General features: G+C 70.6%; 6 protein-coding genes and 1 pseudogene. 1 reads left to right on the forward strand and 6 read right to left on the reverse strand.

The genetic code is table 11. The features are described 5' to 3' along the window. Positions 1 to 26: 26 nt before the first annotated feature. The 4 genes from NQZ70_RS48840 to NQZ70_RS48855 form a co-directional block, all read right to left on the reverse strand. Positions 27 to 836 (reverse strand): serine protease, encoded by an 810-nt coding sequence (locus tag NQZ70_RS48840; RefSeq protein WP_129580347.1) that lies wholly within the window; start codon positions 834 to 836, stop codon positions 27 to 29. A gap of 400 nt (positions 837 to 1,236) precedes the next feature. After that, positions 1,237 to 1,764: a hypothetical protein gene (locus tag NQZ70_RS48845; RefSeq protein WP_129580348.1), complete on the reverse strand. Its 528-nt coding sequence runs from the start codon at positions 1,762 to 1,764 to the stop codon at positions 1,237 to 1,239. Positions 1,765 to 1,890: 126 nt separating this feature from the next. Beyond that, a complete protein-coding gene (gene proB, locus NQZ70_RS48850; RefSeq protein WP_129580349.1) occupies positions 1,891 to 3,048 on the reverse strand; it encodes a glutamate 5-kinase in 1,158 nt (385 codons plus the stop codon). Further along, positions 3,041 to 3,694 (reverse strand): hypothetical protein, encoded by a 654-nt coding sequence (locus tag NQZ70_RS48855; protein WP_237244739.1) that lies wholly within the window; start codon positions 3,692 to 3,694, stop codon positions 3,041 to 3,043. The genes proB and NQZ70_RS48855 overlap by 8 nt, the downstream gene beginning before the upstream one ends. A gap of 618 nt (positions 3,695 to 4,312) precedes the next feature. On the opposite strand from NQZ70_RS48855, the gene NQZ70_RS48860 reads away from it, so the two are divergent. After that, on the forward strand, positions 4,313 to 6,298 hold the full coding sequence (locus tag NQZ70_RS48860) for an NACHT domain-containing NTPase (protein ID WP_165374548.1): 1,986 nt from the start codon (positions 4,313 to 4,315) through the stop codon (positions 6,296 to 6,298). On the opposite strand, the gene NQZ70_RS48865 is transcribed toward NQZ70_RS48860, so the two are convergent. Together NQZ70_RS48865 and NQZ70_RS48875 are read right to left on the reverse strand one after the other, a co-directional pair. Then, the gene (locus tag NQZ70_RS48865; RefSeq protein WP_237244740.1) at positions 6,290 to 8,356 is read right to left on the reverse strand and encodes an RHS repeat domain-containing protein; all 2,067 of its coding nucleotides are present in this window, start codon (positions 8,354 to 8,356) and stop codon (positions 6,290 to 6,292) included. The genes NQZ70_RS48860 and NQZ70_RS48865 overlap by 9 nt on opposite strands. A gap of 1,203 nt (positions 8,357 to 9,559) precedes the next feature. Continuing rightward, a pseudogene (locus NQZ70_RS48875) lies at positions 9,560 to 15,654 on the reverse strand (RHS repeat-associated core domain-containing protein); the annotation flags it as partial. Between the last annotated feature and the right edge of the window lie 39 nt (positions 15,655 to 15,693).

Here is a 15,693-nt window from a genome sequence, read left to right on the forward strand (position 1 = left end):
GCAGGCCCGCGGACGCCGCGCCCCCGTCAACGCAGGCAGCTCCGGTACGGCGGCAGCTCGCTCGGGCTCGCGCCGGCCGCGATCTCGCGGGCCGCGGAGAAGAGCTCGGGCCACACGTCGAGGCGGCTGAAGTACGAGGTGCCGGTCGTGTGCTCGTCGCCGTCCATCACGCTCGACGAGATCACGCCGACGACGTCGCCCCACGCGTCGCTCCGCGCCGGCCCCCCCGAGTCCCCCGGGCAGATCGAGGCGACCGCGACGAAGTGCCCCGGGGCCAGCCGGTCGATCGTGCCGCCCAGCCGCGGCACGAGGTGGATCGGATCGCGCGAGAGCGCGCAGCGGCCGAAGCCGTACGGGGTCACCGTCTCCTTGAGCGCGGGCTCGCCCTCGATCCGCGGCGCGAGGGTCGGGATCCCGATCAGGCGGCGCGAAAGCACGAGGATCGCGATGTCGCCCTCGCCCGACGTGTACCCGCAGTCCGGCGACACCACCGCGCGGACCGTCACGTCGCCCCAGGGCAGGTGGTCGCCCCCGAGCTCGATCGAGATGGCCTCGGGATCCTGATCGCGGCGCAGCGTCCTGCCGTTCTCGTCGCGCGCCGCGACGCAGTGGTGCGCGGTGAGCACCAGATCCTCGGTGATGAGCGTCCCCGTGCAGGTCACGTCGGTGACGATCCGGACGATCGCGTCCTCGTTCGTCGCCAGCTCGAACGGCGGCCGCAGCCGGACCGGGCGCTGCTCCTGGCCCGGCTTCGCGGCGGGGATCGCCAGCCCTGCGTTGGTGATCGGCGGCGCGCAGCCCGCGGCGGCGGTGAGGCCGAGCGCTGCAGCGACCACGACGGCGCGTCGGTACAACCCTGTCAAGGCAGTCGCCAGGGCGCCCAGCGTGCGAGCTTGCGGCTGTTCCACCTGAGGGAGACCCTCCCAAGCGCAACCGGTTGTTCAATCGGACAGCGCCCCCGGTGTGGACGCGCCGAGCAAGACCCAAGGCTACGACAGAAGTCGGTAACCGTCATTCGACAACGACAGGGTTTCCAAGCTTGGATACGACCTCGACGATCGGCGACCCCGCCGCGGCCCCGAGGTCGCGTCGCCGCGCTGTCGCATGATCCTCCTGGCGAGCTCCCCTCCTGTCCAGCCAGATCGAAGAGATTGGCTCTGGCCAGATCTCTTCCGGCGCGCGCGCACGATCTCGGCGCGCCTCGATCGTCCCTGACGCGCGCTGGGCGCGCCGCGTTCAGCGCATCGCAACGAGGCGCACCTCGCTCGCGCTGCGCTCGTAGGCGGCGCGCACGGCGGTCGCGTCGACCTGCGGATCGTCGACGCCCGCGGCGACGAGCTGCTCGAGGAAGGCGCGCTGCCGCTCGGACTTCGCCGCGAGCCACGCGGGACAGCCGCCCGCGGCGCAGGCGGCCGAGGCCTGCTCGGCCGCGGCGAGCGCGTCGCGGGCGCGACCGCGGCGGAGCAGCGCGCGCGCCGAGAGGTGCGCCGCCTCCGGGAGCTCGCGCACCTCGCGGGGCGCGGCGTCGAGCGCGGAGGAGGCGAGGCCCGGCTGATCGCGATCGAGGTAGGCCGCGGCGAGCGCGGTGACGCTCTCGCGCGTCCGGCCCTCGGCGTAGCGGGCCTCGAGCGCGGCGAGCTCACCCAGCCCTGCCGCGGCGCGCGGCGGCAACAGCTGCGACGCCTGGACGCTCGGCCCGAGCCCGACCGTCCAGGCGACCCCCGCGAGAACCAAGCCGTTGGCGACGAACAACCCGAAGCGCATCACCCGACCTCCAGGAGCTGATGGAGAGGAGTGACAGCCGGGCGGCGCGAAGGTTCCCGCGAGCACCGAAGAACGCGCGGTCGGGTGGCCTTCGCGCCTACAGGGTGCGCCTGGGCGGCGGCGGGGTCACTCGCTCGGGAGCACCACGAGGTCGTCGCGGTGGACGACGACGTCCTCGCCGGCGTCGTCGCGCTTCTTCCGCGCGATGCGCGCGGCGTCGCCGGCGGACATCCGCGCGAGCCCGCGCGCGATCTCGGTGCCCTCCGGGTCGAAGACGGCCACGGCGTCGCCCGGGAGGAAGGTGCCGCGCACGCCGAGGACGCCGACCGCGAGGATGCTCCGGTTCTTCGAGGCGATCGCCTCGGCGGCGCCGCGGTCGACGAGGATCGCGCCGCGCGGGCGCAGCGTGTACGCGATCCAGTGCTTGCGCGCGCTGAGCCGCTGCGGCACGGCGGCGAAGAGGGTGCCGACGTCCTCGCCGGAGAGGATGCTCGTGATGATGCCCGGCTCGCGCGCGGCGGCGATGACCACGTGCGAGCCCGCGAGCGTGGCGCGCCGCGCGGCCTCCACCTTGCTGGCCATGCCGCCGGTGCCGACGCCGGAGGTCGAGCCGCCGGCGAGGTGCCGCGCCTCGCGGGCGACGCTGCGCACGAACGGCACGCGGCGCCCCTCGCCGTCGAGCAGGCCCTCGACGTCCGAGAGGAGGATCAGGAGATCGGCCTCGCAGAGCGGGGTCACCATCGCCGCGAGCTGGTCGTTGTCGCCGAACTTGATCTCCTCGACCGCGACGGCGTCGTTCTCGTTGATGATCGGGATGGCGCCCGCCTCGAGCAGCGCGGCGAGGGCGTTCCTCGCGTTGTTGGTGCGGGTGCGGTCCGCGAGATCGGCGTGCGTGAGGAGCACCTGCGCTACGAGCAGGCCGACCTTGCCGAAGGCCTCCTCGTAGCGCTGCATCAGCACGCTCTGGCCGGCCGCGGCCGCGGCCTGGAGCCAGGCCATGTCCTTCGGCCGCGCCTTGAGGCCGAGCTTGGCCACCCCGAGGGCGATGGCGCCGCTCGACACGATGACGAGGTTCCGGCCGGAGCGGGCGCGGAGCGCGGCCACCTCGACGGCCAGCCGGTCCCAGGCGTCGCCGGACAGGCTCTTCGAGCCGATCTTGACGATGATGCGGCGGCAGCGCTTGAGCGCGGCGCGCGCGCCGTCGGGATCGATCTCGGGCGCGGGGCCTTCCGCGTGGCGGCCCGCGGCGCCCTTCGCGGCGGTGCGTTCCTCGTGGTCAGTCATGGGGCAGGCCGGCCGCGGCGATCTCGTCGAAGGCCGCGTCCAGGCGGCGCTCGATGTACTCGGGGACGGCGGCGCCGGCGAGCAGGAACGCATCGATCCAGCGCGTGAACTCGTCGCGCAGGTCCTCCGCGCCGCTCGGCAGGATGGTGACGCTCGCGTGGAGCGAGGGGGACAGCGAGCGCCGCACCGCGCGATCGACGGCGTCGCGGATCCAGCGCGCCTCGTCGGCGTGGATGCGGACGGCGGTGCTCCGGCGGAAGCGCGTGATGTAGCGGTTCAGGAGGTGGCCGAGCGCGTAGACCTCGAGGCCGCGCGCGGCCGCCGCGAGCGCGAGGGCCGGGTTGAGCCGCCGGAGGACCTCCTTCGTGACGAGCTGCGCGGCCTTGCGGAGCGGGGTCTGCTCCGCGCCGGGCTGGGCGAGCAGGGCGCGCGCGTCCGTGGTGAGGCTGAGGCCGTGGCGGGCCACCGTGTCCTGGGCGATCGCCCCGCGGATGCGCAGGAGCATCCGATCGGGGAGGACCGGGACCGGGAGCCACGAGGCGCCCACCGCGAAGGCGGTGAGCACGGCGAGTCGACCTCCGGGAGGCGGGCCGCCCGGGGTGACCTGAGCGGCGGACGGCTTGTTCGCGGCGGCGTCGGATGACATCGGGCGCACGGTACTACGGCGCCCGCCGGGTGGCGAACAGTGGCGACGGCGGCGCGGGGCGGAGAGAGAGGTGCGGGGCGGAGAGAGAGGAGGCGAGGGCGGGTGAGACGGCGGAGAGGGGAGGCGGCGAAAGGGCGAGGCCGAAGGCGCCCCTCCACGCTCCCGCAAATCGCGCTGCCACGGCCGGGAAACGCGTTGGTCCCGCGGCGAGCCGCGTTCCGAGCCGTTCCCCTCGGCCGTCGCCGCGGGCGCAGCCGTTCCGAAGCGTCCGGCGGCGCCGGCGCCGCCGGATCTCGCCTTTCTGACGGCTCCAGCGCCGTCCCGCCCCGGGATCGTCGCCCGCGGAGCGGCTGCTGCGCCGTCTCGCCCTGGGATCGTCGCCCGCGGAGCGGCTGCTGCGCCGCCTCGCTCTGGGATCGTCGCCCGCGGAGCGGCTGCTGTGCCGCCTCGCCCTGGGATCGTCGCCCGCGGAGCAGCTGCTGCGTCCATCGAGCGCCCCTTGCACCGCACCTCGAGTGGCGGAGCAGCATCACGCCCAAGCCGCCGCCCACGGCTGAGACTGCGAAATGTTGACGCGACGGCGTGGTGCCCGCACCCGCATCCATGCATGGTCACGCCATGGATGGCGACGACCTGCGCAGATGGTTGTGGACCGACGCGACCGCGAGCGCGCCGAACGATCCGGCAGGGGTCCTCTCGTCCGTGGAGCGGGATCACGTGGACTCGGTCTGGATGGAGCACAGCCAGACCGATGTTCGCGTCCTGATCCGGAACGAGCAGCGTCCGATGGACATGGATGTCTTGCCGCGCCGGGTCGATGCGCCGTCGCGGTGCACCGTGCCCGAGCTCCTCGCCCGCCACGAGCGCGTGCTCGTCGTCGGCGGGCGAGGCTCGGGGAAGACGGCGCTCATCGCGCGGCTCGCCGCGCGGGCCGCAGCGGACCACCGTCAGGGCACGCGGACGCTCGTGCCGTTCGTCGTCCTCGTGTCGCTCCTCGACGACCCTCGCTTGGACGAACGCGCCATCGCGAAGCTCTCGCCGATCGGCGGGGTCGTGCTCCTTCGCCGTGCGCTCGAGGAGCGCCGCGCGCTCGTGCTCGTCGACGGGCTCGATGAGGCGGGATCCGGCGCGAGGAGGCTCTCCGAGTCGGTCGAGGCGTTCGCCGCGGCCCATCCGGGCAATCCGATGGTGGTCACGACGCGCCCGCGTCGCGCGGGGATCCCGGGCTATGCTCGCGTGGATCTGCGCGGATTCGTGACCGCGACCCTCTTGCCGCAGCCCGGCACCCGCGTGGTCGCGGCGCATCACTTCTTGGCGCGACGGGATCCGGGGCGCCGCACGTCCTTGATCGCCTCCGCCGTCGACGCGCTGCTCGAGCGCTACGCCGCCGAAGAGCTCAGGCCCGGCGCGATCCTGAAGTCGCTCGATCTGCGCGACCGGCGGCTCCTCTTCAGCTCGATCGCCTGGCTCATGCACTGCGACCGGCTCGTCGAGCTCCCCGTGGAGCCGCTGGCCGAGCTCCTGCGATGGCGGCTGGACGGCGCCCGCTGGGTCGAGGGGCCGCGCCTCGTCCTCTGCAGGGCGGACGAGGAAGACGACGAAGAAGACATGGATGAGGATGAAGACGGCGACGGCGACCGCGATCCCCAGGGCGGCCCGCTCGAGCGCGGAGCGGCCGGCGATGCCCGTGAGCTCGGAGAGCTCGCGCAGGACATCGACGGGATGGTCGAGCGCGTCATCGAAGAGATCCGCGGGCACCAGGGGTTGCTGATCGAGCGGCGCCCCGGGGCCTTCTCGTTCGCGGACCTCTCCTACCAGGCGTACCTGAACGCGGTCGATCACGTCAGGATCGGCGCGCTCGACGCCCTCATCGAAGCGCGAGGCGACCCGTGGTCCCATGAGACCATCGTTCACGCGGCGGGCATACCGGAGGTGGACGCGGCCGCGTTCATCCGGGAGCTCCTCGAAGCGGATCGGGGTGAGGCGCCGGTCGCCACGCTGCTCGCCAGCCGATGCGCCGAGGTCGCCGGCGGGCGCCTCCCGCCCCAGCTCCGACGCACGATCGCGCGGCGGCTCTCCGAGCTGGTGCCGCCGCGCACTCCCTTCGACGTCGCGCACCTCGTCGACGACGTGGGCGAGGTCGCGGGTCCAGCGCTGATCCAGGCGCTCGGCTCCGCCGGTCCGAGCGAGCGGGCCTACACGGCGATGGCGCTCGGAGGCCTGCGCCATCGGCCCGCCTACGGCGTACTGGTGCGGATGGCCGCCGACGATTCCCCTGTGAACGAGCCGATCGTGTGCTGGCTCTGGGACGAGGAGCAGCTCGTGAAGGATCAAGTCATCGGCTGCTTCGCGCTCCTCGCGCTCTTCGACGTCGCGCTCGCCGTGCCGTCTGCGAGCGCGCTCTTCCTGCAGGCCGTCGAGCGCGCTCCGCGCGGCGCGCTCGACTGCGTCTACAAGCTCATCGATGACCAGCATGCGGAGAGGATCGGGAGGGCCTCCGAGGACGAGCCGATCCGCGATGCGGAGGCCGTCGATGTGCTCCTCGCAAAGATGCGCAAGGCGCTTGACCGCACGGGCGGGCCCACGGAATGGGAGTCATGGTAGCCGCGCCGCGAGAAGGGCGTCGCGACGGCGATCTCTGTATGCCGATGCCAGACCGGAGATGAGGGCCCGGTCCGCCGACCTCCCTCCCACGAGCTGTCCGATGGCCAGGCCCATCCTGGCCTCCGGCGTCCCATGGGCCAGCACGCCCGCCGCGTCCGGCAGCCCATGCCCCACGCCGGCGAAGGGAACCGCCCCGAGCAACAGCCCGGCGATGAACCCTTCCTCGAGCTGGACATACGGGTTCCGCGACCAGTCGATCGGCGCCGTGGTCACCGGCTGCGGCACATGCCCGGACGCGCTCCCGGTCGTGCTGACGTCGATCGGCGGCACGGCGCCGCCCGTCTCGGCAGCCACGGTGCTGGTATCGGCGTCGGCGCGCGCCTCATGCTCCGGGGACGGGACGACGCGCAGTTCGAGTCCGATCGGCGCCAGGTCGAGCACTTCCCACCTGAGCTCCGCGCCGGCCGGCAGCGGTGAGCGAGCCCCGGCCTCCGGGAGCGCTTCTTGAAAGCCGCCCGGGTCGACGTACGCGAGGGGGTTGTTCAATACGTAGCTGTACGGATTCCAGCTCTGCCCGAAGGACGGGATCGAAACGATCGGGTCCGTGGTCAAGAACCGCCCGATCTTGGGATCGTAGAGCCTGCCCTTCATGTTCACGAGCCCGATCTCGTCGTCGCTCTCGTGCCCGGTGAACCCCTGCGTCGCCTCGCTGGAGAACGACGCCGGCGCGGTCTCTCCCCACACGGGGTTCCTGCGCTGGCCGAACGGGTCGTAGCTCCGCCGCTCGATCACGTCGCCGTCCTCGTCGGTGAGCGCATCGACCGAGCCGAGGTGATCGACATGCACGTAACGGGTGCCGCCGTCCGAGCCTCCGCGGGTCACGATCGCGACAACGCGCTCCGGCGAGTGGACGTGGTGCCGATGCTCCACGGTGCCCGACGCCCGATCGGTGACCCGCTCGTACAGATCGCCGAAGTAGAGCGTCTCCTTCTCCGGCGTAGTCTTGCGGATCCGCTGCTGGTCGCCGTCGTAGCCGAACGTGATGGTGCTCGCGCCCTGCGTGATGCGCTCCGGTAGGTCGAACGGTGTATAGAGCACGGTCGTGCCGCCGGGCCGCGCGATCTGATTGCCAACGGCGTCGTAGGCAAAGCTGCCCGTTCCCGCGCCGGTGACCGCGTGCGGGTGCAGCGGGTCATCGTACGAGAGCGTTCCAATGTCCGACTTGAAGGTGAGATTGCCGTTCGGGTCGTGGCCGTACCGGAGCGCGCAGGGCGCCGACGCGCTCTCGACGTCGCCGAAGTACGCGCAGGTCAGCCGCTGGAGCGGATCGTAACGGAAGCGCTCCGTCCTGTTCTCGGGCTGGAGCGCGTCGGTGCTGCGCGTGAGATTGAGGAGATCGTCATATCCGTAGTCCAGGTCCTGCACGTTGGCCGCGCCGCTCTGCGTCGCCACGTGCCTCAGGCGCTGCTTGTCGGCGAGATAGCTCCGCTCCGTGACGACGCCGTTGCCGAGCACCTCCTCCCGGAATCGCCCCGCGTCGTCCACCTTCGTCAGGCGCCAGTAGGCGGAGCCCGTTCCGCGGTCGCGCACGGCGAGCACATGGCCGTGCGCGTCGCGATCGTGGGCCACGACGAGCGGCGCCGCGCCGGCCGGCGCGGGATACGTGACCGTCTCGACGCGACCGAGCTCGTCGTAGCCCAGCCTGGCCTCCAGGGGAGCGCGCTCGCCATCGATGCGGAGCGAGATGGCGTCGAGCTGGCCGCGGTCGGTGTACCCGTACGTCTTCTCCCCGTCGGGGCTCGCGAGCGCGTGGAGCTTTCCGATCCCGTGCGCCGCGGTGTCCCAGGTCCACGCGGTCGTCACGCGCTCGGCGCCGTCCCGGTCCACGCGCGTGCGCGGCCGACCGAGCGCGTCGTACGCCCACGTGGTTTCTCGCCCGAGCGCATCGGTCGACGCAACCAGCTCGCCGAAGCCGTCATGGACCGAGACCGTGGTGCCCCGATCGGGGTCGTCGAGCTGCCGGACGCGGCCGAACGCGTCGCGCATCGTGCGCGTCACGGCGCCGCCTGGATCGATAACCGTGTGCAGCAGGCCAGATTCGACAAGCATTGATGGAGGTACAGAGTCGGGGGGGGCGGAGTCGTCGTTAGTTGTGTCCTCGAATATGCATTGCTGAATGGGCGAGCTTTCGAGGTTTCAGGGTTTGATCGTTGATACTATGGTTCATTCGCCGGCTCAATGAGTGCGTTCTCTATGATGAAGCATCGTAGCAGTCGGAGCGCTTTCTCGGATACGATCAGACGGAACTCCGCAGAGAGCGAAAAATCGGCAGCTGAGTCTCCTGTCACCTGGAGCCAGGAAAACTTCGGCAGATCCCGGTTCGGATAAAGTTCCTCGAACTCCATGCCTTTCGTTACCTCGACCGTAGCGAGGCGCCAACCCGTCAAGTTAGATTGTTGTACGGCTCGGGCGAGCCTCTCGGAAACTAGAAAACACGGGAACACTTCCAGCAAATCGTCTCCAAGCCATCCGTCAAAGTGGCAATGAAGCCGACCAACCTTCGGTGGATGAGTGGAGCTATCTATTATTGCGTTTTCTCCTAGGGCACCAGCGACCTCAGGACTCACTTGCCAACGGTTGTTGCTCATAATAGTCACCTTGGTGGATTAAATTTAGCCCCGAAGCGGGCGTCCAACTCTGTGGCAAAATCGAACACCTGTTGCCGTGTCGGACTGGGATTCGTTCTGTAGAATTCATTCCAAGATCTGCGAATCTGACTCAGGTGCACGTCTGGGTTGGCGCTCTTCGGGATCCCCCGGAGGTTTTCAATGGAGTGAATTTCGGCTTCGGTGAATAGGCCGGGATACCTCTTGAGCACTTGCTGCTCCACAGCATGATGGACGACAACCTGCCCACGCAGCTCAGGGTGTGTACCGAAGAAGACCTCTCTGTAATTGGCTACCCGCGCTACTGCTCCTGCCGCAGCTGCCGACTCATCCGCGAGCGCCCCGAGCCCTCTCCCCGCACCGTACACCGTTGCCGCGCCGAGGAGGATCGTCTTCACCCCCGCCGCACCCGCTGCCTGATAATCCTCCCGGTTGATGGCGAGCGCCGTGTCGGCCCCGTTGCGCCCAATCTCATAGAGCGGGTTGACGGCGTTGATCGCACCGAGGAAGCCGCCTTGCTGGTAGCCGTCCCACATCGCGCGGCCGAGCGCGTAGGTGCCGTAACCGCCAAGCGTTATCGTATTCAGGACCACCGATTGTGCGAGGCCGAGCGCCAGCTCGCCCGTCCCCTCCGCGGCGCCCAGCAAGCTCTGGCCAACCACGGTGCCGGCGCCTGTGTGCTCCGGCGCCGTGCTCACCGGCTCTGGCACGTACCCGGACGCGCTACCGGTCGTGCTGACGTCGATCGGCGGCATGGCGCCGCCCGTCGCGGCAGCCACGGTGTTGGTATCGGCGCCGGAGCGCGTCTCGTGCTCCGAGGACGGGACGACAATCAGCTTGAGTCCGATCGGCGCCAGGTCGAGTACTTCCCAACGGAACTCCGCGCCGGCCGGCAGCGGCGTGCGAGCCCCGGCCTCCGGGAGCGCTTCCTGAAAGCCGCCCGGGTCGACGAACGCGAGGGGGTTGTTCAGCACGTAGCTGTACGGATTCCAGCTCTGCCCGAAGGACGGGATCGAAACGATCGGGTCCGTGGTCAAGAACCGCCCGATCCTGGGATCGTAGATCCTGCCCTTCATGTTCACGAGGCCGAGCTCGTCGTCGCTCTCGTGCCCGGTGAACCCCTGCGTCGTCTCGCTGGAGAACGACGCCGGCGCGGTCTCTCCCCACACGGGGTTCCTGCGCTGGCCGAACGGGTCGTAGCTCCGCCGCTCGATCACGTCGCCGTCCTCGTCGGTGAGCGCATCGACCGAGCCGAGGTGATCGACATGCACGTAACGGGTGCCGCCGTCCGAGCCTCCGCGGGTCACGATCGCCACCACGCGCTCCGGCGAGTGGACGTGGTACCGATGCTCCACGGTGCTCGACGCCCGATCGGTGGCCCGCTCGTACAGATCGCCGAAGTAGAGCGTCTCCTTCTCCGGGGTGGTCTTGCGGATCCGCTGCTGGTCGCCGTCGTAGCCGAACGTGATGGTGCTCGCGCCCTGCGTGATGCGCTCCGGCAGGTCGAACGGCGTATAACGCACGGTCGTGCCGCCGGGCCGCGCGATCTGATTGCCAACGGCGTCGTACACGAAGCTGTCGGTCCCCGCACCGGTGACCGCGTGCGGGTGCAGCGGGTCATCGTAGGAGAGCGTTCCGACGTCCGACTTGAAGGTGAGATTGCCGTTCGGGTCGTGGCCGTACCGGAGCGCGCACGGCGCCGACGCGCTCTCGACGTCGCCGAAGTACGCGCAGGTCAGCCGCTGGAGCGGGTCATAGCGAAAGCGCTCCGTCGTGCTCTCGGGCTGGAGCGCGTCGGTGCGGCGCGTGAGATTGAGGAGATCGTCGAACCCGTAGTCCAGCTCTTGCACTTCACCCGCCGCCCCGCGTCACCATGTGCCTCAGGCGCTGCTTGTCGGCGAAATAGCTCCGCTCCGTGACGACGCCGTTGCCGAACACCTCCTCCCGGAAGCGCCCCGCGTCGTCCACGTCCGTCAAGCGCCAGTAGGCGGAGCCCGTTCCGCGGTCGCGCACGGCGATCACATGGCCATACGCGTCGTGGTCGTAGGCCACGACGAACGGCGCCGCGCCGGCCGGCGCCGGATACGTGACCGCCTCGACGCGACCGAGCTCGTCGTAGCCCAGCCTGGCCTCCAGGGGAGCGCGCTCGCCGTCGATGCGGAGCGAGATCGTGTCGAGCTGGCCGCGGTCGGTGTACCCGTACGTCTTCTCCCCGTCAGGGCTCGCGAGCGCGTGGAGCTTTCCGATCCCGTGCGCCGCGGTGTCCCAGGTCCACGTGGTCGTCACGCGCTGGGCGCCGTCCCGGTCCACGCGCGAGCGCGGTCGCCCGAGCGCGTCGTACGCCCACGTGGTCTCTCGCCCGAGCGCATCGGTCGACGAAACCAGCTCGCCGAAGCCGTCATGGATCGAGACCGTCGTGCCCCGATCGGGGTCGTCGAGCCGCCGGACGCGGCCGAGCGCGTCGCGCGCCGTGCGCGTCGCCGCCCCGCCTTGATCGGTGACCGTGTGCAGCATGTCGAACGGGCCGTACCTGTAGCGGGTGATCCCGCCGGCTGCGTCGGTGATGGACTCGGTTCGCCCCAGCGGATCCTGCTCGGTCACGGTCACGTGATCGAGCGGGTCGACGACGCGCACGCGCCGGCCATCGTACTCGGTCGTCGTGACCGCATTCCACGGCGTCGTATGCCGCACCTCGCGGCCTACCGCGTCGACCTCGAAGCGATCGTACAGCCTCTCGCGCTCGGGGGTATCTTCGCGGACCGGCACCGAGCGCCGCGCGATGTGCTCTCCCAGCGCATCGTAGCCAATCTCTCGCAGGATGCGTTTCGCGTCGCCCGAGCCCTGCGCCGGCTCCGGCTCGGGCCCGTACCACCACCAGCGGATCGGGCGGCCGAGGGCATCGAGCTCGACCGTGTCGTCGGCCCCGCCGGTCGTGGTGCTTCGCTGCCTCACCCGCCACGCGTCCTGCGCAGGGCCGCCGTCCTTGGTGCGGGAGAGCCTGACCGTCGTCGTCGTGCCGTCCGGGCGCCTCTCGGCGCCGAGGCGCCCGAAGCCGTCGTGCGCCCACGTCGTCACGAGCTGATTCGGATCGACCTGCTTGAGGAGCACGCCGAGCGCGCCGTCGAACTCCACAAGCGTCGTATGCTCGGCCGCGTTCACGTACTTCTCGGGGAACATGCCCTCCCCGTCGAAGTCCGTGCTGGAGGTCCGATGGTGCCCGAAGGCGTCCTTCGCCGTGACGCCGGTGATGTTCCCGAAGTCGTCGCGCGCATAGGCGATCGTCAGCTTCGTGTCCGGCAGGCCGTCGTCGCTCTCGGTGGACTCGGTCTCCACCTCGCCGTAGATCGTATTCGTTCTCGTGACGTTCCGGCACTGCGACATCCCCGCCGCCGCGCTGCACTCCTTCTGCGTCTGGAGCTGGCCGAGGACCCAGCGCTCGGTGTCGTTCTTGAATGTCCGCGTGACCTTGAACGTCAGGTCGACGCCGCTCGTCGAGACCTCCTCGGCGCGCACGTTGCCGAACGTGTCGAAGTCCGTCACCGTCGATACCGAGTCGCGCAGCAGCGTCGCGCTGCCGCCTCCGGCCTCGACCTCCCGCACGTACGCCTCGATGGCTGTCGTCGCGCCGTTCGGGGGCCGATAGACCCCTTGCGCTCGCCTCACGCGGCGCTCAATCGGCAGCGTGAAGTACGTCGCGCCGTCGTTCGTCGGAACGAGCGTCCGCGTCACGTCGACGAACGAGAGCTCGATCTGCTCCGGTCTGGGCTGGCTCGCTAGCCCCGGCGCCCAGCGCCAACTCCGCTGGACGCTGCCCGCGAAGGGAAAGACCTGGAGCTCGTCGTCGAAGGTGACGTGATCGTACGCGTCGAGCGTCGCGGCGCCCGTATCCAGGTCGGTGACGATCCGCTCCCCGAAGCCGAGAAATCCACGGCCCAGCCGGTGATAGCGCCCGTCGCGGTAGCTGACCTCGAAGCGCCGCGGTCGGTCCGCCCCGTTGTTGAGGGCGTACGCGCTGACCACCCGCCGAGGCCCGACCACGCAGCGCCGCGGGTAGCCGCAGTCGTCCGCCGCGCCGGAACGCGCGACGTACAGCGGGCCCTCCCGCGCCGGATCCCCCGCTCCGTCGCCCGTCGCCGCCGACGCGTCGGTCAGGTGCCCGTACGAGATGCTCACGTTGGGCACGAAGCCCGGCTCGGTCGGGTCGTGTGCGTTCATCCCGTCGGAGACCGCGACCAGGAGATCCTGATCGGTCGAGAGGTTCCGGAACACGTTGAACACGCCGCCGAGCGACAGGATCACGTCCTGCGCGCCGTCGCTGTCCACGTCGCCGGTGCGCGGCCCGCGCGGATCGGCCAGGGTGACCGCGTCGCCGAGGCTGGCCTCGAACGGCAGCCCCGGGTCGACCAGCCTGAAGGGCGGCCCCGCGCGGTCGCCCGTCGCGAGCAGGACGGCCCACGACGGGAGCGCATCGGAGCCGCCCAGCAGCATGCCTGGTGGAACCGGCATGAGGACATCCTGCCGCCCGTCGCCGTTGACGTCGAGCGGCACGGCGAACCGGAAGAACGCGTCCTGATCGGGAAGACCGAACAGATCGCCGAAGCTGAACGCGTCCACGGTCCGGAACGGCGAGGCCACGAAGGTCGGCCCCGTGTTGAAGTAGGTATAGAGCTGGTGGTCACCCGGGCCGGATTCGACGGCATCGGGCAGGCCGTCGCCGTTCACGTCGAGAAAGACGACGCGGCCCCCGGGCCACACGACGGGCAGCTCGGTGTCGATCACCTCCCAGCGCCCCTCGTCCCGGCGCATGATCGCGTCGTAGCTCGATCCGACGAGGGCCGTCCCGTCACCGAACCGCCGCAGCGCCGGCACGATGAGATCGATCTTGCCGTCGGCGTCGACGTCGAGCGGTTGGAGCTCCGTATCGCAGGGATAACCGGTGAGCGGCGCGATCGATTCGCCCATGGGATCGAAGCCCGCGGGCGTCGCGCCGCGCGCAGGGCGCCAGAGATGGACGGCCCACACGGCAGCGAGCGGGAGCGGTGCCTGTCCCAGACGGTCGTGGTCCTCGCACTGGATCAGATCCGGCACGCCATCGCCGTCCAAATCGGCGAGGTGCATCGACGCGCCGGGGCTGCTCAGGCTCGGCGGCGCGGGCGTGACCCCGAGCGGGAACGGCCGGCGGATGCCCGTGTCATGGAGCGCGAAGGTCCAGTCCGGCCGGGACAGGAGCACATGCCATGTGGTCTTGGCATCGTAAACGTCATGGAGCAGCACGTCCGCCCGCCCGTCGTCGTCATAATCCAGGACCGTCCCGAGCTCGGGTTGAAGAAGGGCCGGATCGGAGGGCCCCATCGGATCGGCGACCGTGGGCCACTCTTCGAGGAAGGCGAGCTCCGCCGGTGCGAGATAGGACGACGAGGCGCGCGGCCCGACGTTTCGCGCCACCCGCCACGCGATGATCGGGTTCATCGGCGTGCTGAGCCCCGCGACCATGTCCGCGATCACGAGGTCGTCGCGCCCGTCGGCGTCGAGGTCGAACACCATCGGGCTCGCCCTCTCGGAGACCGGCTTGCCGATGTCCGTCGGCACCCGCTCGAATCCGGGCTTCGCCTGGCTGTACTGAAAGCGTGTAGGAGGCTTGCAGACCCTGTCGCTCGCGCACTCCTCGACCTCGGTCAGGAGGGTACGGCTCGTCGTCGGGCTGAGCTCATAGCGGAACCCGTAGCTCCGGACCAGCGCGTCGCCGGGACCAAGCATCTGGATCTCTTCGAGGCGAAGCGAACGCTGGAGCGCCATGCCGCCCGAGTACCCGGTGCGAATGGCGGCCGGATCCTTCGTCGCGTACACGAAGCGCACCGCACGCGAAGGCTCGCGCGACGGCGTTCCCTCGAAAGCCGTGTAGCGGATCTCGTCCACCGCGTACTCGGCGGCATGGCCGTCCTCCGCCTCGGCGAGGCAATACGCGTACGTCATGGCGTTGCCGCGGCCGTCGCGGGCCTTGTTCGCGAGCCACGCGCGCGGGACGCCGCCCCGCGCGAGCGGCTTGCTGCCCTCGGTGCGCCCGTACTCGACGACGCGGCCGGTGGGCAGATGGGCCTCGAAGAAGAGCGCTTCGGCGGGCGCACCGCCTTCCGGACCGTAGTGACCGACCACCTTGACGAAGGACTCCGGGAACGTCCGGTACTCGATGGTTCCAGGCCCCTCTCCCACGGGGACGAGGCGCTGGCCGTCGAGGCAGAGCGCGTCGTCGCCGTCGTACCGCACGCCGCGGATCTCCCCGTCCTGCGCGAGGCTCTTCGGACATCGCGCGATCGCGGACAGCCCGGCGATCGAGAAGCCGGCGCCGAGCACGCCGTCGCCGCCGTCGCTGCGATAGACGAGCTCGATCCGAGGTCCCATGCCCGCGCGCGAGGGCGGGGAGGCCAGCGCCATGGTGTACACGGCCTCCCCGGTGCTCGTGATGGAGAACGCCCCCGGGATGGTGCCGGCGGCGACGGTCTCGACTTCCGGCGCGGGGCGAGCCGCGACAGGGCCGTGTGCGCTCTGGGTCCGGCAGGCGATGACGCCCTGACGCGGATCCAGGGGCGGGTCTCCGGAGATGCACTGGCACCCCGCCTGCGCGAGCACGCAAGCGAGGAACATCACGAGCGGGATGATCGCCCGGGGCACACATCGCGAAGCGAGCGCCATCGCAGCCTCCCTCACGCCGAGGAGGCCATGGCGCTGCGG

It is taken from the genome of Sorangium sp. So ce836 (genome assembly GCF_028553905.1).
Classification (GTDB): Bacteria; Myxococcota_A; Polyangia; order Polyangiales; family Polyangiaceae; genus Sorangium; species Sorangium cellulosum_D.